The following is a 19,564-nucleotide window of genomic DNA, read 5'->3' as shown; positions in this document are numbered from 1 at the left end:
TCTGTTCAATCATTTCATGGACTGATTGGAGGGACTGCTGGATTTATCGCTGTTTTTATTTAGCAGTGAATTCTTTTCGTTCAACATGCGGCCATTTGCATCTTCTCCATCACTTAGCTTTCTTCCCTGAGGAGATTTCAGCATTTGCTGGATAGTTTTATCAATGGCATAATCGATATTTTTGCTTGTGGTATGAAGATTGGCGTAACTTTCTATATCATTTGCTAAAGCATGGTTGTCGCTAACATATATATGAAAATAACGGGGGACAACAGAACTTGCCGTTTTCTTTACCTGATCGGCTGTTTCGAACCGATTTTTGGAATGTGTTCTGTATACAACCAATGCTTCTTGATCAGTCACAAGTGTGGCAACATTGCTTACATCCGGCATTTGGGCACATAATCGTGATATCATATGCGCGAGCTGCTCCCTATCAATGGACGGGGTTTGATGTGCGGTATTCTTGCCGTTTATTTCAGCAGTATTCACCCTCACAAAACCAAAATCGTGGGAGCTGCTGTTCTTCTGGCGCTGATCTTCATCATAATATTTTACTGGTGTGCTTACTTGATCAGGATGGACAGTGTTCCTGGTGTCATTAGGGCTATTGCTCATGCGGCGCCCTTCACCCTGATCATGATTATTGCTGCATGCAGCCAGAGCCAGCATTGACCCCAAGCCTAAAGATATAATAGTCTTTTTCAACGGTAAAACACCCCCTATCAGATAGGATGAACACTTTTCTCTAAAATTCGCTTAGTAATTCATGGGGAATAAGTTATAATTTAAGGAAGCAGCATGCAAGGGAGAGGTGATCACATGATTAGCATCAATAACCTGACATATGAAATAGTGGAAGAGCGCAGTGAAGGCTACAATGAAGAAGCTTTCAAAGCCCGCTACAGTGAAATATTGACCAAATATGATTATATTGTCGGTGACTGGGGCTATGGCCAGCTAAGACTGCGGGGCTTCTTTGATGACCAAAATCAAAAAGCCACCTTCGATACAAAAATAAGCACTCTATCCGAGTATCTTTATGAATACTGTAATTTTGGCTGCCCATACTTTGTGGCAAAGAAAATAAAAAAATAAAAGCGATGGGCCGGAAGCAAAAATTCCGCCCATCGTTTTTTGTTTTTCGTACGGTTATAAAGACGGTTAAACGTCCGCTTTCGCATCCTTAGCAGTTCAGCTGCAGCGGCCAGCCCCTCGAGGTCATAAGCCAAAGCGATTGGGAAGGGAAAACCGCCTTCCAAATAGCTTTGTCTTATGCTTGACGGGTCTAAACGTCCGCTTCCGCATCCTTAGTAGTTCAGCTGCAGCGCCTTGCTTGCTGTGGAAAAGATGCTTTGCTCCAGAAGCCAAAAAGCGGCTTCAGGATCAAAGCCCTATTTCCTTCACAAGCAGGACAGGCGCTTCCTCCTCCTTAGCAGTCCAGCTGCAGCGGCCAGACCCTCGAGGTAATAAGCCAAAGCTATTGGGAAGGGAAAACCGCCTTCCAAATAGCTTCGTCTTATGCTTGACGGGTCTGAACGTCCGCTTCCGCATCCTTGATAGTCCAGCTGCAGCGCCTTGCTTGCTGTGGAAAAGATGCTTTGCTCCAGAAGCCGAAAAGCGGCTTCAAGATCAAAGCCCTATTTCCTTCACAAGCAGGACAGGCGCTTCCGCATCCTTAGTAAGGTTTTTGCTGGTTTGTTTTTGGGTCGTCGTGTGTTGGGTGGGCGCCATCCATTTGGCGCGGTATGCCTTCGTGAAGGGATTTGTTTTCATAGTTAAATGCGCTTTGGTAGCGCTGTCCTTCTTCCCATGGTGTGCTTTTGTTTTCGACAGGTGTGTCTTTTCCGCGTGGTGCACCGTAGGGCCCTTCTGGCAAGTCTTCAGGAATGATGAAGTTTCTTTGTTTTTCAACGTTTGAGAAATCAAAATATTTTTCTTTCTTATCCATATTATCACCTCGTAATGATCGGTAAGCACTCTTTATAGGATATCCAAAGGGTGCACAATCATGAGGGGAGGCTTTAAATGACTTCGTATAAAAAACTCCGCAGCTCTTCTGCTTCTTCATCCGATAAGCGGAAAACATGCTCCAAATATCCTTCTTCCTCTAAATCATCGTGTCCTATGATGGCAAACCGGCTGCTTTGCATGTCCAGTACGAGTTTTTTTCCATAAAACCGGTCGGTCACGACAATGGCCAAATCCATCCTGGACTGGTCTCCCATAAAACTCACAAACCTGGTTTTCGTATCCAGGTAATCGTTGTATAAAAAAAATCGCTCAGTCATTGGATATCTCTCCCTCTCCTGCATCATTATATCCATCATAACAAAAGAAAACAGGGAATGGATGTCGGATTTTGACTGCAAATTCTTGCGGATCTATCTAAAGTCACGGGACAAATGTGCGGGCATTCCATAAAAAATAACAAAAGTCCGCTTTTTTTTAATAATTATGATAATATATAGGTAATATTGTCCACCCAGAAGGGATGTATACTATGAGACAGCCATACGGAACAGGGAAGAAACGACTAGCTGAATGGATGAAAATTTTCTCCTCCCATTCAAAAATCCGCTTTTATCCCCCGCAGTTTATTTTGAGAAATCCCGTTGTCAGCGGTGTCAGGAATGCTTTGGAATCGGGATTTGAAGTTGCGGTCATCGTGTTTACCATTAAGAACCAGCAGCAATTAACCGAAAGCATCGGTTATGAGCGCTACCATACATATAGAGGCTGCAGAAATAAAACCTTTCAAGAAGTGATTTTGGACCTTGTTCCGGAAGAAGAGATTTTGGTGCTTCATGATTATAATACAGATGGAATCACGCTTATGCTCCGGACTGGGGGGGAAAAGCAAAGTCTCCTCGAGATAGATGCCATTACATATACAGTTTTAAGAGAAGCTGAACAGCGGATAAAATACACTTTGCCAGATGTGGATGCGGAATTTAATACAGGGTATATGTTTGTTGAAAAGAAGCATTATTCCGCAGAAGAGGCAATAAGAAAAGCAGAGCAGCAGGCGATAAGCATGGCGGAACGCAAAGTCGAGACGGAGTTTAATCAATTAGTTCAGCAAATGAACAGGATTATTATGCATAAAAACATCCGGCTTATGGCTCAGCCGATTTTTGATGTGGCCACAAGTGAAATAAGAGCGTATGAAGTATTGACAAGGGGTCCTGTCGGGACAGAGCTGGAAAGCCCGTTATCCCTATTTTCTGTTGCTAGGCAAACCAATCATTTGTATGATCTTGAAATGATTGTACTTGAAAAAACACTTCACCAGATTACTGAAAATCAGTCCAGGCAGCAGGTATTCATTAACTTTACTCCCGTGACCATTGGAAATGAAAATTTCGTCTCCGATATGAAAAATATGCTGGGCAAATATCAGGATGTTCATTCTGAAAGGATTGTCATAGAAATTACCGAACGGGATTCAATTGACGATTTAGCCTACTTTGCTAAGAATATTAAGCTGCTCCGCTCACTTGGCTTCAGGGTTGCCGTAGATGACACTGGTGCTGGATATGCTAGTCTGCATACGATAAGCGAGGTTATCCCTGACATCATTAAAATTGATCGTTCGGTCATCCAGGATATAGACAGCAGCACAATTAAAGAGTCTATTTTGAAAGGACTCCTGCTCATTGCGAAGGAAGCCGGATCCCTTGTTGTCGCTGAAGGAATTGAGAGTGCCGCCGAAGCTATGGTATTATCAAGGAATAAGGTTGACCTGGCACAGGGATATTTCTATGCAAAACCTGCCACGATGGAAAAAATCCCTATGTCATCTTAGGCAGAAAGGATCTGGGAAGATGTACTTTGTAGACAGACAGAAAATTGAACAAATCTTAGTGTTTCTTGAACAGCAGATTAAAAGCTTTGAAAGCGATCCGGTTTGGGAGGGTACTCGTTCCGAATTGGCCTTGCAGAGGATTGTACAAGTCTCGATTGACGCGGTACTGGATACAGGAAATGCCCTGATTGATGGCTTTATCATGAGAGATCCCGGCAGCTATGAGGATATTCTCGATATTCTGCAGGATGAAAAAGTGATTACGGAAGGTACAGCTATTCAATTTAAAGAAATGCTGCCGCTTCGCAAAATGCTGATCCAGGATTACCTGAGCACTTCCCATAATGAAATAGCTGACGGATTCACACGCAACTTGGAAGCGTTTAAACAATACCCGGCCGCTGTAAGAGAGTATCTGGCAAATGAACTGGGGCCGGTTTCGGCTTTTAAGAATTAAATTATTATAAGGGACAGGCATATAATTACTGGCTGCTGAGGCTGTAATTAACGTTATGCCTGTCTTTTTCTTGTTTTATCAGAATGTTTCGTGTGAAAATAGAATGCATGGATTTGTCAGCAGAGGAAGAGGCACTATATATAAAGATTTGTTTGCTGCAGCAAATCAGAAGGAGGACATCATTGAAACAGTATAAAGGCTATTTAATTGATTTAGACGGAACGATGTACAGAGGCAGTGAAAAAATAGAAGAAGCCGGGGACTTTATCGATGAGCTGATAAAAAGAGGCATTCCATATTTATTTGTAACCAACAATTCTTCTAGAACCCCTGAACAGGTGGCAGGAAAGCTGCGGGATTTCAGCATTCCGACGGAAGATGATCAGGTTTTCACAACAAGCATGGCCACAGCGAATTACATAGCGGAAAAAAAGAAAAATGCTTCCGTCTATGTGATTGGTGAGGAAGGCATAAAGGCGGCGCTCAAAGAAAAGGGAATGACCTTTGATGATGAAAATCCGGATTTTGTAGTAGTCGGCATCGACAGGGACATTAACTATGAGAAGCTTGCTAAAGCTTGCCTGGCTGTCCGAAAGGGAGCAACCTTTATTTCAACAAATGGCGACATAGCCCTCCCCACGGAAAGAGGATTATTACCTGGAAATGGATCGATTACAGCTGTCATAACTGTTTCTACAGGCGTTCAGCCAATTTTTATCGGCAAGCCTGAATCCATCATCGTAGAACAGGCCCTTAAAGTTCTTGGCGTCCCTAAGGAGGATACAATTATGGTTGGGGACAACTATGATACAGACATTCTTGCAGGCATCAATGCGGGGATGGATACATTGCTTGTGCATACTGGCGTAACGACCAGAGAATTGCTTAGGGGCTACAACGAAATGCCTACACATGCCATCGATTCCCTTGATTTCTGGAAATTTGAAGATTGAAAACAAAAACAGGTCTGACCATGCCTATTGGGCTAGTCAGGCCTGTTTTATTGTTTACCTATCTATAAGACTCCGCACCAAAGAACGCCTTCTATTCTTACGCGTCTTATGCTGGTCGAGGGCCCCCAAGGATGGGGGTCACAAAGACGTTGCCACAGGACGCGGAGTTCTTAGTCTTTGTTCCTCTGTTCAAGGCGCTTGCGCTTTAGGTTTCATCCAGCTTCAGCGCCTAGCCTCTCGAGGTCATAAGCCACATCAGAATTGAAGGCAAATAGCGCCTTCTATTCTGATGCGTCTTATGCTGGTCGAGGGCCCCAAAGGATGGGGGTCACAAAGACGTTGCCGCAGGACGCGGAGTTCTTAGTCTTTGTTCCTCTGTTCAAGGCGCTTGCGCTTTAGGTTTCATCCAGCTTCAGCGCCTAGCCTCTCGAGGTCATAAGCCACATCAGAATTGAAGGCAAAAAGCGCCTTCTATTCTGATGCGTCTTATGCTGGTCGAGGCTGACCAAGGCGCTTGCGCTTTTGGTTAGATTTCATTCCTTACGCGGTGTGCGAGTCTGCTGGAGGCTGCTGCTGCTATGGCTCCGACGATATCGTCCAGGTAGGTATGGACCATTCCTGTGCTTTTATCATTTAGATATTTTAGGATACCGGGTTTTAGTTTGTCGATATAGCCGTAGTTGGTGAATCCTATTGAGCCATATACATTTACGATGGAGAAAGCCAGGATTTCATCGACTCCGTACAGGCTTTCATCTGTTCGGATTATTGATTGCAGCGGGTCTTCGAGCAGGTTTTTCTCGGCGAGGACATCCAGCTGGATTCCTGTAAGTATGGCATTTTGCACCTCGCGCTTGGAAAGAACTCTTTCGACATTTTCAATACATTCTTCTATTTGCAGGTTTTCGTGATAATTTGACTGCAGAAACATCACCAGCTCTGCAATATCCTTAATCTTTACGCCCCTCTCATCAAGCCATCTTCTTGCTGTCTGCTCAGAGAGATTGTTTATTTTATCATCCATGCCTCTGCCTCCGGTTTCCTTGTAATTAATGGCCACCGACCCTTTTTGGAATCAATGGACGGTTTTCGAACATTCTGCAAGAAGTATGCAGAAAACAGCTAAGTTATCATATATATAAATTAGAATGTCCATTATTGACCTGTTTACACTTTTACATAAAGGCGGCGATGATTGCGTGATTGAAGATGTGATCTACAGCAATTACAATATTACGGTTGAAAAAGAAGAAGCGGGCAGCAGATTTCCCTCTTTTTATTCCGGTAATGTGATATATAGTATTATTCCTCTTGAAGAATTGGAACCAGAGGAGCTGGAGGAAAGGCAAAAAATGTCTGAGCACCTGCTTCAGCAGGGAGACAGATATGTTTCGGGCTTTGTCGCTTCGAATCACGGCAGCTATATATCAGATGCGGACGGTGCCATGTTTGTTCTCTTGGCTAATCCTGTACTCGATGAGCCGAGAAGCTACAGGCTTGGGAGAAAGCTTGCCAAGTTCCATCACAGGGCAAGGACCATCAGCTATCCTATAAAAAAATGCTCAAGAATAGGAAATTGGAGGCAGCTTTGGGAGCAGCGGATTGATCAGCTGGAGAGAATGTGGAATGAAAAATTGATGGCACACCCTCATACAAAATTTGAACAGCTGTTTATCGAGACCTTTCCTTACTACATGTCACTGGGAGAAACGGCCATTCAATATCTTGTGGATACGGAAATTGACGGAAATCCGGAAGAATCAGATGGAGGCACAGTGTGCTATGAGCGATTTTCGGAAGCGACCTGGAGCGGGAAGTATTGTATAAAAAATCCGTTTGACTGGATATTCGACCATGCAAGCCGTGATGCGGGCGAATGGATCCGGGAGCATTATAATGGCAATGTCCATACACATCAGCCCGGAATTTCCCAGTTCATGCAGGATTATCAGAGTGTGCAGCGGCTATCCGGATTTTCATCAAGGCTATTGTATGCCAGGCTTATTTTTCCGCTGCATTATTACGAAACAATCGAAGAATATTATTTGAAGCCCTCTGAATCACGATCCATTGTACTGGAAGAAAAGCTTCAGTTCTATGCAGAATCATCCGGCTATTATGAAGAGTTCCTTTCAGGTTTTTATGAGCTGGCGCATATACCTGCCAGGCATTATAAACTTCCTGAATTAGGCTGGCTTTAAAAGGGAAAATGGTCTCAGGGTAAAACTGGATATTCCTATGTTATGATTAGGCTATAAATGCCATCATGACATGGGAAGGAGAATAATATGGACAAGCCGTATGTATTCATTACAAGGCAAATAGCTCCATCAGCCATTGAACGCCTTAAGGTAAACTTTACGGTGAAGGTATGGGAAAGTGAAGATATTCCAGTTCCCGGAGACATCTTGCGGGAAGAAGCAAAGAAAGCTGATGCACTGCTCACCATGCTGTCTGACCGTGTTGACAGGGAAATGATCAATCAGGCAGAACATCTTTCCGTTATTGCAAACCTTGCTGTTGGCTATGACAACATCGATATTGCGGCTGCGGATGAAAAGGGAATTGCAGTTTGCCATACACCTGATGTTTTAACAGACACAACAGCGGACCTGACTTTTGGACTGCTGCTGGCTTCTGCCCGGAGAATCACAGAAGCTTTTGAAACGGTGAAAGAAGGAAATTGGAAAAGCTGGAGTCCCTTTTTACTGGCCGGAACGGATATTCATCATAAAACAATCGGCCTGGTTGGGATGGGGAAAATCGGGGAAGCGGTGGCCAGAAGGGCATCAGGTTTTGATATGAAAATTCTCTATCATAACCGTAATCGCAAGCCTGCCTCGGAATATGAGCTCGGTGCTGTTTATTGCAGCTTTGATGAACTTATTTCTTCATCGGACTTTGTTGTATGCCTCGCTCCGTTAACAGACGAAACACAAGGAATGTTCAATGCTGAAGCTTTTAAGAAAATGAAAAACACAGCCATCTTCATTAATGTTTCAAGAGGGGCGACAACAAATGAAGAGGATTTATATAATGCCCTGGTACAAGGAGAAATAGCAGGTGCCGGACTCGATGTCTTTCAAAAAGAGCCTATACAGAAATCACATCCGCTTCTTTCCCTTCCTAATGTAGTGGCACTGCCGCATATCGGGAGCGCAAGCAGGGAAACTAGAACAAAGATGATGAACCTTTGCTGCGGAAATATTGAAAGGGTCCTGCGTGGTGAAAGACCACTGGCCCTTGTAAATAAGGGATGGAAGGGCCAATGAAGACCATATCGCACATACAGCTAAGAGGAGGCGCCAAAAAATGAAATCATTGACTGTTTTACTGATCACTTCTCTAATACTCTCTCTTTTTGCTGCACCGGATAGCAGTGCCCAAGAACAGCCAAGCTGTGCAAAAACGAATTTTCAAATTGTGGTTCCGGCTAAGCATGCCATTAAGGTTGCGCGTGACAATCGCTCGAAGACCTTGAAGATGCTTTCAGGAAAACAAAAGATTTCTGCTGTCAGCCGGAATAATAACTGGTATACAGTCTGCATCAGCGGAAAAACGGGTTATACAGAAGCAGCGGGAACATCAGAGGTATTCAGTTCAAAACAGCTTAAGCTGTTCTCAAAAATCGGGAGGAAAAAGGAAGTCCATCAAATTCTTGCTGTCACAGGATCAAAGACTGACTCTGTAAAAGTAAACCTGGAAGCCTATGAAAAGGTTTATGGATCGTGGCGGAGAAGTCTGAAGGTAATGAAAAGTGTCATCGGGTATAATGGATTTGCCGGCAGCAAAAAAGAAGGAGATGGAAAAACTCCTATGGGCACTTTTTCCTTTGGTACAGCATTTGGCAGTTCAGCAAAGCCTGCAGGGGTCACATGGCCCTATAAAAAAACGGGGGCATATGATTATTGGATAGATGATACATCTTCCAGGGACTATAATAAGTGGATCCATTATAAGGGAAATCCCCAAAAGAGATGGCATTCTTTTGAAAGGATGAACCATCCCCTTTATAAATATGGGATAAGCATCAACTATAATACAAACCCAATCATCAAGGGAAAGGGAAGTGCGGTATTTCTGCATGTATGGAGAGGGGAGAACAGCAGGACGGCCGGATGTACAGCAACAGCTGAAAACAATGTCCGCAGCATCTTAAACTGGCTGGACCCAAAACAAAATCCCAGGATATTCTTAGGTACCCCTGATTATCTCGAAAAATTATAAAAGACGGCCTTCACAGCTGGTTTCTATTATTTTTTCGCTCTTTTCCTAAGTTTTTCGTAAACTTTGTTGCTATTGAACAACGGGCTGATTTCCGCTCCAGGATGCTCGCTTTCCACGCAAGCGGTGAGCATCCAGGGGTCTCGCCTCCCGCTAATCTAAGCAGGAGTCTCGCGCCTTACGCTCCAATCAACCCGGTTTAACTACGTGATCGCCTCACAGAACATATAAAAAAACAACCATTTTTAAGAAAAAAGCCTTTCTTAAAGATGGTTGAATTACAAAACAATAGGAAAAATCAGTTAAAGATATATTTTTTTGAAAATGAATAAGTCTTACTCTCCCTGTATGTAAAGCGATTACATCAAGCTGTGATCAAGTTTCAGACTATTGTAAATAATTTGATAAACTTTTATAATGTCTACAAGGAAAAAACGTTTGTATTTATATGGAGTACAGTGAAGAGGGGGAGCCATCGTGAATGCCATTTCGATTGGGTTATTGGGACTTGGAACAGTAGGTTCTGGAGTCGTGAAAATTATTGAAAATCACCAAGACAAGCTTATGCACCAGATTGGCTGTCCAATTTTAATTAAAAAGGTACTAGTAAAGGATATAGAAAAAGAGAGGCTTGTGTCCATTGATGAAAATCTGCTTACTCAGGACCCTTCAGAGATACTTGAGGATCCCCAAATAGATGCAGTCATTGAAGTGATGGGCGGAATAGAGTTAACAAGAGAATATTTATTGAAAGCATTAGCCAATAACAAACATATTGTTACAGCTAATAAAGACCTGATGGCCTTATATGGCCCTGAGCTTTTGGCTGCTGCATCCCGAAATAATTGCGACTTATTTTATGAGGCGAGTGTTGCCGGCGGAATTCCTATTTTAAGAGGCTTAGTCGACGGTTTATCATCAGACCGCATTACTAAGCTTATGGGTATTGTCAATGGAACTACAAACTTCATCCTTACAAAGATGAGCAAAAACGGCAGCGCATATGAAGAAGTATTAAGGGAAGCCCAGGAACTTGGATTTGCTGAAGCAGATCCTTCCTCAGATGTCAGCGGATTGGATGCAGCAAGAAAAATGGCCATATTATCCACACTGGGATTTTCAATGAACATTGATTTAGCTGATGTTAAGGTTCAAGGGATCACTGAAATATCTGAAGAGGATCTGACATACAGCAAAAAACTAGGCTATACCATGAAGCTGATCGGACTTGCTTCTAGAGATGGAGATAAAGTAGAGGTAAGTGTCCAGCCAGCCCTGCTTCCGGAAGGCCATCCGCTGGCAGGAGTGAATAATGAATATAACGCGGTTTATGTGTATGGTGAAGCGGTTGGGGAAACGATGTTTTATGGACCAGGCGCAGGAAGTCTGCCGACTGCGACTGCCATTGTGTCCGACCTTGTGGCTGTGCTTAAGAATTTAAGGCTGGGAGTCAATGGAAAGAGTGCTGTGTCCCCGCAGTTTTCCAAATCACTGAAAAAACCAGATGAAATTTTTGCAAAGTACTTTATCCGGATTCATGTGAAAGATGAAGTCGGGGTGCTTGCCAACATTACACTATTATTTGCCGAACATGGTGTGGGATTTGATAAAATTCTCCAAATGCCTTTAAAAGACAAAGATTACTCGGAAATCGTACTTGTCACGCATACCGCTTCCTTAAGCGATTACGAGAACATTCTCCACAAGCTTGAGAGCTATGAAATGGTAAAAGGAATTGAAAGTACATATCGTGTTGAGGGGGAGAACATCTTATGAGCTGGAGAGGCCTTTTAAAAGAATATGGTGATTATTTGCCGCTTACTGAACATACACCGGAGCTATCTCTTCATGAGGGCAATACCCCTTTGATAAAATGCAGCAGGATTTCAGACGAATGGGATATTGAGCTGTATGTGAAGTATGAAGGTGCAAATCCTACAGGTTCATTTAAGGACAGGGGCATGGTCATGGCTGTTGCCAAAGCGGCAGAGGCAGGAAGCGATGCAATCATATGCGCTTCAACTGGCAATACTTCTGCAGCGGCAGCCGCGTATGCGGCAAGAGCAAATCTGAGATGCATTGTGGTCATCCCTCAAGGGAAAATTGCGATGGGAAAGCTGGCGCAGGCTGTTATGTATGGAGCCGAAATTATTTCGATAAAGGGGAACTTCGATCAGGCGCTGAAGATTGTACGGAATATTAGTGAAACAGCGCCAGTTACTTTAGTCAATTCTGTTAATCCATACCGGATTGAAGGACAAAAAACCGCTGCCTTTGAAATCTGCGACGCTTTGGGGAGTGCACCTGAGATCCTGGCTCTCCCAGTCGGGAACGCGGGCAATATTACGGCATACTGGAAGGGATTTAAAGAATATCATAATAGGAAAGCGACAGGGCTTCCTGTAATCAGGGGATTTGAAGCAGAAGGTGCAGCAGCCATTGTTCATAACCGGATATTCGAAAGTCCGGAAACCATTGCGACGGCAATCCGCATTGGAAACCCTGCAAGCTGGAACTCAGCGGTTGAGGCTGCAAATGAGTCCAAGGGCAAAATTGATGAAGTGTCTGATAAAGAAATTCTGGAGGCTTATCATTTTCTGGCCAGGAAAGAGGGCATATTCGCAGAGCCTGCATCTTGCGCATCCATCGCAGGCATTTTCAAGGGATTGAAAAGCGGCGAGATTCAAAAAGGAAGCAAGATTGTGGCTGTCCTCACAGGTAATGGATTGAAGGATCCCAATGCAGCTGTGGAAACAAGTGATATTAAGCCTGCTGCACTCCCGATGGATGAAGAAGTCATTCTAAGACATCTGCAAGGATCTCCTGTTCTATGAAAGCAGGAGAGATGTTTTTGATCCGTGTTCCGGCAAGCACAGCTAATCTTGGGCCGGGCTTTGATTCCATCGGTCTTGCGCTGGGATTGTATCTGGAAGTGAAGGGCTGCCTGTCGGATAAGTGGGAAGTCATTCCGATGAATGAGGAATTATCTGTATTTCCCGCAGATGAAAGTAATTATATAGTTTCAGTTGCCATAAAAACAGCCCGGCACTACGGAAGAGAGCTTCCTCCCTGCAAACTGTTTATTCAGAGCGAGATTCCTCTTGCAAGGGGGCTTGGAAGCAGTGCGTCAGCTATTGTAGCAGGAATTGAATTGGCAAATATCGTATGCGGCCTAAAGCTTTCCCTGCACGAAAAAAACAGGCAGGCCTCTATACTGGAAGGCCACCCTGATAACGCTGGAGCCTCTGTATATGGCGGTCTTGTGGCAGGGTGGCATACGGAGGAGCGGACCGATATCCTTTCGTTTCCGGTGGAAGGAATCAAAGTGGTTGCTGTGATTCCTGATTATGAATTATTAACAGAAGACTCCAGAAATGTTTTGCCGAATACCTTGTCATTCATGGATGCCGTCAGTGCAAGTGCTGCGGCAAATGTGTTATTGGGGGCCATTTTAGCTAAGAAGTGGGAAATTGCCGGGGCCATGATGAAGAGAGACAGATTTCATCAGCCCTGCCGCTCACATCTTGTGCCGCATATGGAGCTGATAGAGAAGGTGGCTGCCAGGGCAGGAGCCATAGGCACAGCTTTAAGCGGGGCAGGGCCAACTGTACTTTGCCTGGTTGAAGATGAGAAGGCTAAAAGCATCCAGGAGATTCTGATTAAGGAATTTCCTGATTTCTGTATCAAGATTATCGAAATCGTAAATGAAGGCAGCCAAACGGCCATTTTAACGGAGGGAAAAGGCCAGATGTATCCAGCATAAGAGTATTGGAAATATGAGAATCCGCTGCTGGAGGAAATTTAGCGGCATGTGCGCGGGAAATAGCCCATAGAAAAAAGCTGACTCAAGAAGAGTCAGCTTTATTTTATAGGATCGTTATTAAAATACTTGTTCAACTTCTAAAACTCCTGGAACTTCCTCCAGCAAAGCACGTTCGATACCGGCTTTAAGGGTAATTGTAGAACTTGGGCAGCTGCCGCATGCACCAAGAAGACGCAATTTAACGATGCCATCCTCTACGTCTACAAGTTCACAGTCGCCGCCATCTCTAAGAAGAAACGGGCGAAGCTTATCCAATACCTCTTGAACCTGAGTTTCCATTGCTTGTTCAGACATTGCAATCGACTCCTTTCCTAATACTTATTATAATATCATCATATGAAAAAATCCAACTGAAACTTCACCTAAAATCTCCTATCTTCTTCAGAGCGGTATCAGTTACAATAGAGATAAAGAGGGGGAGACGTTTATGGAGAAAAAACAAGTTGAAATTCAAATATACGGCGCCGAACAGATTTGTGCAAGCTGTGTGAACCTGCCATCCTCAAAAGACACCTATGAGTGGCTTGAGGCTGCGCTTGCAAGGAAGTTCCCGGAACAGCCATTCACTGTGACATATATTGATATCTTCAATCCCGCAGAAGAAACCAAAATAAAGGCTTTTGCACAAAGGGTCATTGATGAAGATTTGTTTTATCCGGTTGTTTTGATTGAAGATGAAATTATTGCGGAAGGAAATCCCCGCCTGAAATCGATTATCAAAACGATGGAAACCTATGGATACGTCTCTGCTGAATAATTAATGAGACTTACAGCACGGGCGGGGGCTATCAGCTATTTATATGGCGGCAGATCAGGCAGTTATAAAAAAGTCATCTAAAAGAATAGCAAGAGTAGGGGGGACTGCGTGAAATCAGTCCCTTTTTTATTTGCAGACAAAAATAACGGGAGCTTTTGAAAGAAAAATTCTTAAAAATACAGAACACATCGATAGGTTTGAAAGGAATAAAACATGGCTATTTAATACGTGTAAACAATAAAAGGAGGAATGCAAAATGGCAGAAACAAATGTTAATAAAGTAGAAGAGAAATTACAAAACATGGATGGAGATCAAAAGGAACAAATCCTATCTAGCTTCCAGGAATTCAAAGACTATTTAGGAGATAAGGTTTCTAAAGGTGAAAAACTGGGTTTGAATGAAGAGCAGCTTGCTAAAACAGCTGAAAAAGTGGCGAGCTATCTGGCTAAACATGAAGAGCCGCGCAACCGCGAAGAAAAACTTCTTCAAGAACTTTGGAAGGTCGGCGACAAGGACGAACAGCATAAACTGGCACATCTGCTTGTTAAGTTAGTAGGATAATAAACAGGGGATTTCCCCCGTATCAAGGAGAAAAAGGAAACAACCATGAACAGCAATTTTGAATAGAGATCTCTCTGTATGAAGTTATGATGCAGGGGGACTTTTTTATTTGCGATTGCAGCTAAGAAGAATAATTTTAAGAAACTGTGTTCAAAGGGGTTTCCAGAGCGATGAGAATACCCTTATCTCAGATGATTATTTACAAACCAGGGTTTATTGTACTAAACTGTGATGCGTATAAATCGAATTCTAACTATATAACAATATTTTAAAAAACCATTATTTTTAGAGCAGATAACTTATTTAGAGATACGTACATCAATTTACTTTGCATCAGATGACTTGGGTGTAAATTTGTGTTTGACTTCTCATCTTGCCCAAACCTTTCATAAATTGCTGGCAAGCTTATATTTCCTTCAACAGCATTGAAGTATGTGTGTAGTGAAGTATATAAGGAAAATGGGGAAAATTAAAGCAAAAAAGGTGTAGAGTGAACCCAATGGATTCACTCTAAAAAAATCATATGTTTTTTAGTGGGCGTTCAAGAGTTAATATTTCATCTTCAAGTGAAGAAAACTGTTGTTCAGCAACGTGTTTAGCATCTTGGATAGCCGCATTATAAAAATGGGGAGCAAGTGACTCCTTTACAAAATCTAAGACTCTTTCTGCCGCAAATTCAGTTATCTCTTCATCTCTTTCTAGTGAAAAGAAAGTTTGAATTTCGGAAATCATTAATTGCTGTTGCTCTTTTGAAAGATTTAAAAACAAAAAAACCACTCCTTGAAATATGATATGCCTGTAACTATACATGGGTAAGCAATGAAATCAAAGGCTTTAATATTTCAAAAAAGTATGTACACGGGAAGAAGAAAATTCGCAGTTCATCCCTGCAGAATATAAACTGTTCCGTTTAGGATGATTTAAGATTGTTGAGGAACGGGTGCCTGATAAGGTTCTCTTTTTGTAAATGCCGGGAAATTGAAGCATGTACCGAATATCACGTCACTTATGAAACATAAAAAGTAAACATGAGGGCACATTAAGTGCCCTCATGTTTACTAACGACGATGTTCTACAAGGTCAATTGTACCTAATACAATATGCGCTAAACCAAATCCGAAAACTGTGTTTGCAATCATTTTGTTGGAACCGGATTTTTGCTTCATGGCATAGCCAGCAGCAGTAACTACAGAACCTAAAACCGTTGGGATCATACCTTCACGTATATTCATTAAAGTATCCCTCCACATCGAAGTTAGTAAGGGTTGTTACCCGCTTTTTAGGATGACCATCTGAAATAAAACATATGTACTTACTCAAAATAATTAAGTTTTTCCAAAGCGCTCCTCAAAATCGAAATAGAAACCCCTCATGAATGTAAAAAACCCCTTTTTTAGAAGGGGTTAGTAAAAGTATATAAGGAGCAAAATACTTATCCGTTATGATACTTGTACATCCATAGTATGCCTGATTTTAGGAGACGTGCTACCCTGCCTGTAATGGCACGGTCTGCTACAAGGCCAAATCCGTGTTTTTTGCCAAGTGAGCCCATGACTCCTTTGAGCTTAATGACCGGGAAGCTTTCGGGAAGCGGCTCATTTGCCCATTTTTTCAGCAAAACCTGAACGATTTGTTCAGCTTGTCCTTCAGCTAATTGTGCGCTTGGAGCATGCGGAAGGCTTGCACAGTCACCTACTACAAAGACACTGTCGCTGCCCGGGATGAAATGCTGCGGAGTTAATACAGCCCTTCCTTGACGGTCTTTTTCAATATCCATTTCTCTAATGACCCTGCTTGGCTGAATGCCGGCAGTCCATACAATGACATCGCATGGAATGGCTTCATCATGGTTATAAAGAAGGTTAGGTTCAACGCGCGTAATATTGGAATTATTGACAATTTCAACATCATGCTTTGTAAACCAGCTCTCCACATATTTACTTAAGCGCTCAGGATATGCTGAAAGGATATGTGCACCGCGGTCGAATAGTTTGATGTTTAAATCCGAACGGCTCTCTATCAATTCACTTGCCAATTCCACACCGCTAAGTCCTGCACCAACAATGGCTACTGTTGCTCCTTCGCCAAGATTGTTAAGTGCCTGATATGTTTTTCTTGATTTATGCATGGTTTGAATGCTGTAGGTATGGGTATCTGCTCCAGGCACATTGTGGTATTTATCCTCACAGCCCAGGCCGATGACTAAATCATCATAGTTTAAAGGATCTTTATCCTTTAAGATAACCTGCTTTTCCTCTGTGTTCACGGAAACGATTTCACCGTAAACGATCTTAAGGCGAGGATGCTCAGGAAAGGCCATACGGATGTGATGATCTGAGATTGTTCCAGCTGCAAGTGCGTAATATTCTGTTTTTAAGCAATGATATGGATTACGGTCAACAAGTGTTATCGTTACATCTTCAGGAAGCTGTCCTGGCAGTAATCTTTGAAGGATTCTCATTCCGCCGTAACCGCCGCCAAGTATGACTAAATTCTTCATCTTGAATTTCCCCTTTGTGTATGATCTTATTGGTTAGATCGTTAAGTGCTCAGCCGTCAGCTGCCATTATGCAGCATTCAAAAAAATCCCCCTGATCCCTTTGTTCTATGCTGTTCGTTTTGTTTTTGCAGTAAAGTAAAACTTCTGTCAGCGGAGGCATTCAGCCTCCCGCTGGCAGCAAGGCCTACCATTCGGGATTTTACAGAAACTCTTTTCTGCTTCATTGTAATTCCATTTTTTAAGCAGGTTATGATTGCCCGTTACTGCAGGATTATTTGTAAAATATTTTTAAATACCATACAAAAGTATATCGAAATTGTGAAAAAATCACAACTTAATTATAAAAAAAGTATGTTGTTTGATTCTATATTAGTTGACTGGAGTAAAGAAAAAGGGTAGGATATTCTGTTAGTGATAGTGAGGTGGTAGAATGAATCCAATTATCGAGTTTTGTATCAGCAACCTGGCAAGCGGCTCTCAAGAAGCATTAGAGCAATTGGAAAGAGACCCAAACTTTGATATTGTTGAGTATGGGTGCTTAAGCTATTGCGGCAAGTGTGCCAGAAGTTTATTTGCATTGGTGAATGGAGAGCCTGTAACAGGAAACACCACAGAGGAGCTTGTCCGGAATATTTACCAATATCTCGAAGACAATCCAATGTTTTAATAGAGAGTAACAAGTATAAATATCAATCAATTATGGCTTCATTCTGAGTAAGCCGCTTGCGGCTCTGTCAGGGTAATGGCAGGCATTTGAGCTTTTCGGGACAAGTACCATATAAATACAAATTAGGGACAGGCTGAAATGAGCCTGTCCCTTTTTGGCATCTGCCTCAAGATCCGATTAGTTCAGCAGACTGGGATTTCTTATCTTCGCGGATTTCCTGCCAGCGCTCTTTTGCCATTTCCACAATTTTGGGTTCTGTCGTCTGCTTCTGGCGTTCTATCACCATAGAGAAGTACCTGACTGCAGAGGGAAGATCTGAAATTCTTCTTGATAGTTCTCCTGCAAGGTATAAAAGTTTAACTTCTGAGACCTGTGTTCCTTTAAAGTCATCTGTAGAATAGGAATTCATGTATTCCTGGCGTGCTAGTTTCATGAAGCGGATTTCCTGGGCAGAATCCTCTGACAGCCTGAACAGCCAAGCCAGTCTTAAATAAATTCCGGCAATGGTGATATGCTTTTCTTTTTTTAGTACAGCACAATAACTGGCTAGTTTATAAGTTTTAATAGCCTCATAAATAGTTCTTTCGCCCCCGAAATCATGAGGGACCCAGTTTGCGCAAATTTTATCCTCGATGGATTCCCTGGTGGAAGGCGGAAAGTATGGAGAAAAATCTGCAGAATAGGAAAAGCCGCAATTAGGGCAGACGTGAATATTGTATAAGAGGGCATTTTCGCTTTCAGCGCTGTATTGCGGGCAGAAATCAGTATCATAGCTTGAAACTTTAATAAAACGCGAACGGATATTTTTAACGCTGGATTTGTGCTGGCAATATATGCATTCCATCTTACGGTCAAACAACGGCTGTATTCCTTCCATAATTTTCACTCCTTATGTATTTGTATGGTTCAATTGGCATATTTGGCATATAGTATATTATGACTATATTTTTATTATAGCGGATATTTCTTTCGTTGGAAGCAATTCTTTTAACAGCCTAAATGCGGGATAGTTGAGAAGCCATTATCTCCTGGTATATACTGATAAATAGAATATGCCTTACGCAGATTGATAAGGAGGATGACAAATGAGTGAAGTTGTAACAATTACGGAAGCGGCAGCTTTTCAAATAAAAGAAATGATGAAACATAACGGAGAAGAAGGGTCCCTTTTAAGGGTAGCGGTAAAGGGCGGCGGATGCAGCGGATTATCCTATGGAATGGGCTTCGAACAGGAAGCCGGAGAGAATGATCAAAAAGATGAGCAATTCGGCATAGCTGTCCTTGTAGACGGAGAGGATGCCCCCATCTTGAATGGCACTGTCATTGATTATAAACAATCCTTAATGGGCGGCGGGTTTACCATCGAAAACCCGAACGCAATCGCATCTTGCGGCTGCGGATCATCCTTTAAGACAGCAACGAATGCAGGAACTCCGGAGAATTGCTAGATGCTGAACTCTGTTTATCCGGGGCCGCTGATTGAAGTGCAGCCTTAAGAAATCGGCTAGCTGATTGGCGTGGAGGATCGTCTCGTTTTGTGCTTGAATCAGCCTATTTGCTAAAAAAAGAAGTCAAGTCTCTTATTAAAGGGATTTGGCTTTTTTGTTTTGTAATGGAAATGGACGATCCCTAATAGGGCTATGATGAAACTATTTACAATAAAACAGGATAATACGTTTTGATTCTCTTTTTTGGTGAGCATTTTGATTTGGATCGAATCCGATGCAATCTCGCTCGAATGGAAGAGGATTTGGCTTGAATAAGGATTCAAATGAATCGATTTTCCATTTAAAAATAAGGCTCTTTTCTTAAA

At 42.6% G+C, this 19,564-nt stretch carries 23 protein-coding genes and 1 pseudogene; 14 read left to right on the top strand and 10 right to left on the bottom strand.

Annotation, left to right across the window (positions count from 1 at the left end; genetic code table 11):
* Positions 1-9: 9 nt before the first annotated feature.
* Complete coding sequence (locus tag BIV59_RS12780; protein WP_071351884.1) at positions 10-708, bottom strand: YhcN/YlaJ family sporulation lipoprotein; 699 nt, start codon at positions 706-708, stop codon at positions 10-12.
* Positions 709-822: 114 nt separating this feature from the next.
* Between BIV59_RS12780 and BIV59_RS12775 the strand changes: the two genes are divergently transcribed.
* On the top strand, positions 823-1,098 hold the full coding sequence (locus BIV59_RS12775; protein WP_071351883.1) for a YutD family protein: 276 nt from the start codon (positions 823-825) through the stop codon (positions 1,096-1,098).
* 580 nt (positions 1,099-1,678) lie between these two features.
* On the opposite strand, the gene BIV59_RS12770 is transcribed toward BIV59_RS12775, so the two are convergent.
* Positions 1,679-1,951 (bottom strand): cytosolic protein, encoded by a 273-nt coding sequence (locus tag BIV59_RS12770; RefSeq protein ID WP_071351882.1) that lies wholly within the window; start codon positions 1,949-1,951, stop codon positions 1,679-1,681.
* 73 nt (positions 1,952-2,024) lie between these two features.
* Positions 2,025-2,291, bottom strand: coding sequence for a DUF3055 domain-containing protein (locus tag BIV59_RS12765; protein ID WP_071351881.1), 267 nt, complete (start codon positions 2,289-2,291; stop codon positions 2,025-2,027).
* A gap of 212 nt (positions 2,292-2,503) precedes the next feature.
* Here BIV59_RS12765 and BIV59_RS12760 point away from each other — a divergent pair, with 212 nt between their 5' ends.
* The 3 genes from BIV59_RS12760 (at position 2,504) to BIV59_RS12750 (ending at position 5,218) form a co-directional block, all read left to right on the top strand.
* Positions 2,504-3,808 (top strand): EAL domain-containing protein, encoded by a 1,305-nt coding sequence (locus BIV59_RS12760; RefSeq protein ID WP_071351880.1) that lies wholly within the window; start codon positions 2,504-2,506, stop codon positions 3,806-3,808.
* A gap of 19 nt (positions 3,809-3,827) precedes the next feature.
* On the top strand, positions 3,828-4,265 hold the full coding sequence (locus BIV59_RS12755) for a DUF86 domain-containing protein (RefSeq protein WP_071351879.1): 438 nt from the start codon (positions 3,828-3,830) through the stop codon (positions 4,263-4,265).
* Positions 4,266-4,447: 182 nt separating this feature from the next.
* The gene (locus BIV59_RS12750) at positions 4,448-5,218 is read left to right on the top strand and encodes a TIGR01457 family HAD-type hydrolase (RefSeq protein WP_071351878.1); all 771 of its coding nucleotides are present in this window, start codon (positions 4,448-4,450) and stop codon (positions 5,216-5,218) included.
* A 526-nt stretch (positions 5,219-5,744) separates the two neighbouring features.
* On the opposite strand, the gene BIV59_RS12745 is transcribed toward BIV59_RS12750, so the two are convergent.
* Positions 5,745-6,242, bottom strand: coding sequence for a phosphatidylglycerophosphatase A family protein (locus tag BIV59_RS12745; protein WP_071351877.1), 498 nt, complete (start codon positions 6,240-6,242; stop codon positions 5,745-5,747).
* 175 nt (positions 6,243-6,417) lie between these two features.
* Here BIV59_RS12745 and yutH point away from each other — a divergent pair, with 175 nt between their 5' ends.
* The 6 genes from yutH to thrB all read left to right on the top strand — a co-directional run bounded on the left by yutH (position 6,418) and on the right by thrB (position 13,205).
* Complete coding sequence (yutH, locus tag BIV59_RS12740; protein WP_071351899.1) at positions 6,418-7,419, top strand: spore coat putative kinase YutH; 1,002 nt, start codon at positions 6,418-6,420, stop codon at positions 7,417-7,419.
* Between the two features lie 87 nt (positions 7,420-7,506).
* Entirely contained in the window at positions 7,507-8,490 is a 984-nt protein-coding gene (locus tag BIV59_RS12735) for a 2-hydroxyacid dehydrogenase (RefSeq protein ID WP_071351876.1), read from the top strand.
* 40 nt (positions 8,491-8,530) lie between these two features.
* Positions 8,531-9,445 (top strand): L,D-transpeptidase family protein, encoded by a 915-nt coding sequence (locus BIV59_RS24060; RefSeq protein ID WP_240501898.1) that lies wholly within the window; start codon positions 8,531-8,533, stop codon positions 9,443-9,445.
* Between the two features lie 474 nt (positions 9,446-9,919).
* A complete protein-coding gene (locus BIV59_RS12725; protein WP_071351875.1) occupies positions 9,920-11,218 on the top strand; it encodes a homoserine dehydrogenase in 1,299 nt (432 codons plus the stop codon).
* A complete protein-coding gene (gene thrC / locus BIV59_RS12720) occupies positions 11,215-12,276 on the top strand; it encodes a threonine synthase (protein ID WP_071351874.1) in 1,062 nt (353 codons plus the stop codon). The genes BIV59_RS12725 and thrC overlap by 4 nt, the downstream gene beginning before the upstream one ends.
* A complete protein-coding gene (gene thrB, locus BIV59_RS12715; protein ID WP_071351873.1) occupies positions 12,273-13,205 on the top strand; it encodes a homoserine kinase in 933 nt (310 codons plus the stop codon). The genes thrC and thrB overlap by 4 nt, the downstream gene beginning before the upstream one ends.
* A gap of 117 nt (positions 13,206-13,322) precedes the next feature.
* On the opposite strand, the pseudogene BIV59_RS12710 reads toward thrB, so the two are convergent.
* Positions 13,323-13,544, bottom strand: a pseudogene (locus tag BIV59_RS12710) (NifU family protein); the annotation flags it as partial.
* A gap of 148 nt (positions 13,545-13,692) precedes the next feature.
* Here BIV59_RS12710 and BIV59_RS12705 point away from each other — a divergent pair.
* On the top strand, positions 13,693-14,022 hold the full coding sequence (locus BIV59_RS12705) for a YuzD family protein (protein WP_071351871.1): 330 nt from the start codon (positions 13,693-13,695) through the stop codon (positions 14,020-14,022).
* A gap of 256 nt (positions 14,023-14,278) precedes the next feature.
* The gene (locus tag BIV59_RS12700) at positions 14,279-14,584 is read left to right on the top strand and encodes a DUF3243 domain-containing protein (protein WP_071351870.1); all 306 of its coding nucleotides are present in this window, start codon (positions 14,279-14,281) and stop codon (positions 14,582-14,584) included.
* A 519-nt stretch (positions 14,585-15,103) separates the two neighbouring features.
* Here BIV59_RS12700 and BIV59_RS12695 read toward each other — a convergent pair.
* From BIV59_RS12695 to BIV59_RS12685, 3 genes are all read right to left on the bottom strand, one after another.
* Positions 15,104-15,352: a DUF2164 domain-containing protein gene (locus BIV59_RS12695; RefSeq protein ID WP_071351869.1), complete on the bottom strand. Its 249-nt coding sequence runs from the start codon at positions 15,350-15,352 to the stop codon at positions 15,104-15,106.
* A 290-nt stretch (positions 15,353-15,642) separates the two neighbouring features.
* On the bottom strand, positions 15,643-15,816 hold the full coding sequence (locus tag BIV59_RS12690; RefSeq protein ID WP_071351868.1) for an asparagine synthase: 174 nt from the start codon (positions 15,814-15,816) through the stop codon (positions 15,643-15,645).
* A gap of 200 nt (positions 15,817-16,016) precedes the next feature.
* Positions 16,017-17,084 carry an NAD(P)/FAD-dependent oxidoreductase gene (locus BIV59_RS12685; RefSeq protein WP_071351867.1) on the bottom strand — a complete coding sequence of 356 codons (1,068 nt, stop codon included), beginning with the start codon at positions 17,082-17,084 and terminating at the stop codon, positions 16,017-16,019.
* Between the two features lie 430 nt (positions 17,085-17,514).
* On the opposite strand from BIV59_RS12685, the gene BIV59_RS12680 reads away from it, so the two are divergent.
* Entirely contained in the window at positions 17,515-17,751 is a 237-nt protein-coding gene (locus BIV59_RS12680; protein WP_071351866.1) for a YuzB family protein, read from the top strand.
* 166 nt (positions 17,752-17,917) lie between these two features.
* Here BIV59_RS12680 and BIV59_RS12675 read toward each other — a convergent pair whose 3' ends face one another.
* Positions 17,918-18,628 carry a DUF2225 domain-containing protein gene (locus BIV59_RS12675; RefSeq protein WP_071351865.1) on the bottom strand — a complete coding sequence of 237 codons (711 nt, stop codon included), beginning with the start codon at positions 18,626-18,628 and terminating at the stop codon, positions 17,918-17,920.
* 208 nt (positions 18,629-18,836) lie between these two features.
* On the opposite strand from BIV59_RS12675, the gene BIV59_RS12670 reads away from it, so the two are divergent.
* Positions 18,837-19,199, top strand: coding sequence for a HesB/IscA family protein (locus tag BIV59_RS12670; RefSeq protein ID WP_071351864.1), 363 nt, complete (start codon positions 18,837-18,839; stop codon positions 19,197-19,199).
* Between the two features lie 110 nt (positions 19,200-19,309).
* Here the strand turns inward: BIV59_RS12670 and BIV59_RS23935 are convergent.
* Positions 19,310-19,564 (bottom strand): hypothetical protein (locus BIV59_RS23935; protein ID WP_205684391.1); only part of this gene is annotated, 255 nt, incomplete at its 5' end.

The organism is Bacillus sp. MUM 13 (genome assembly GCF_001866725.1).
Taxonomy (GTDB): Bacteria; Bacillota; Bacilli; order Bacillales; family DSM-1321; genus Peribacillus.
The sequence above is the reverse complement of the archived record's forward strand: the minus strand, read 5'-3'. Positions and strand labels throughout refer to the sequence as shown.

Coding starts and splice junctions, on each gene's coding strand:
- BIV59_RS12670 (WP_071351864.1), top strand. CDS start 18,837: ATGAGTGAAGTTGTAACAATTACGGAAGCGGCAGCTTTTCAAATAAAA.
- BIV59_RS12680 (WP_071351866.1), top strand. CDS start 17,515: ATGAATCCAATTATCGAGTTTTGTATCAGCAACCTGGCAAGCGGCTCT.
- BIV59_RS12675 (WP_071351865.1), bottom strand. CDS start 18,628: ATGGAAGGAATACAGCCGTTGTTTGACCGTAAGATGGAATGCATATAT.
- BIV59_RS12770 (WP_071351882.1), bottom strand. CDS start 1,951: ATGGATAAGAAAGAAAAATATTTTGATTTCTCAAACGTTGAAAAACAA.
- BIV59_RS12735 (WP_071351876.1), top strand. CDS start 7,507: ATGGACAAGCCGTATGTATTCATTACAAGGCAAATAGCTCCATCAGCC.
- thrC (WP_071351874.1), top strand. CDS start 11,215: ATGAGCTGGAGAGGCCTTTTAAAAGAATATGGTGATTATTTGCCGCTT.
- BIV59_RS12755 (WP_071351879.1), top strand. CDS start 3,828: ATGTACTTTGTAGACAGACAGAAAATTGAACAAATCTTAGTGTTTCTT.
- BIV59_RS12765 (WP_071351881.1), bottom strand. CDS start 2,291: ATGACTGAGCGATTTTTTTTATACAACGATTACCTGGATACGAAAACC.
- BIV59_RS12760 (WP_071351880.1), top strand. CDS start 2,504: ATGAGACAGCCATACGGAACAGGGAAGAAACGACTAGCTGAATGGATG.
- BIV59_RS12705 (WP_071351871.1), top strand. CDS start 13,693: ATGGAGAAAAAACAAGTTGAAATTCAAATATACGGCGCCGAACAGATT.
- thrB (WP_071351873.1), top strand. CDS start 12,273: ATGAAAGCAGGAGAGATGTTTTTGATCCGTGTTCCGGCAAGCACAGCT.
- BIV59_RS12690 (WP_071351868.1), bottom strand. CDS start 15,816: ATGAATATACGTGAAGGTATGATCCCAACGGTTTTAGGTTCTGTAGTT.
- BIV59_RS12685 (WP_071351867.1), bottom strand. CDS start 17,084: ATGAAGAATTTAGTCATACTTGGCGGCGGTTACGGCGGAATGAGAATC.
- BIV59_RS12775 (WP_071351883.1), top strand. CDS start 823: ATGATTAGCATCAATAACCTGACATATGAAATAGTGGAAGAGCGCAGT.
- BIV59_RS24060 (WP_240501898.1), top strand. CDS start 8,531: ATGAAATCATTGACTGTTTTACTGATCACTTCTCTAATACTCTCTCTT.
- BIV59_RS12745 (WP_071351877.1), bottom strand. CDS start 6,242: ATGGATGATAAAATAAACAATCTCTCTGAGCAGACAGCAAGAAGATGG.
- BIV59_RS12700 (WP_071351870.1), top strand. CDS start 14,279: ATGGCAGAAACAAATGTTAATAAAGTAGAAGAGAAATTACAAAACATG.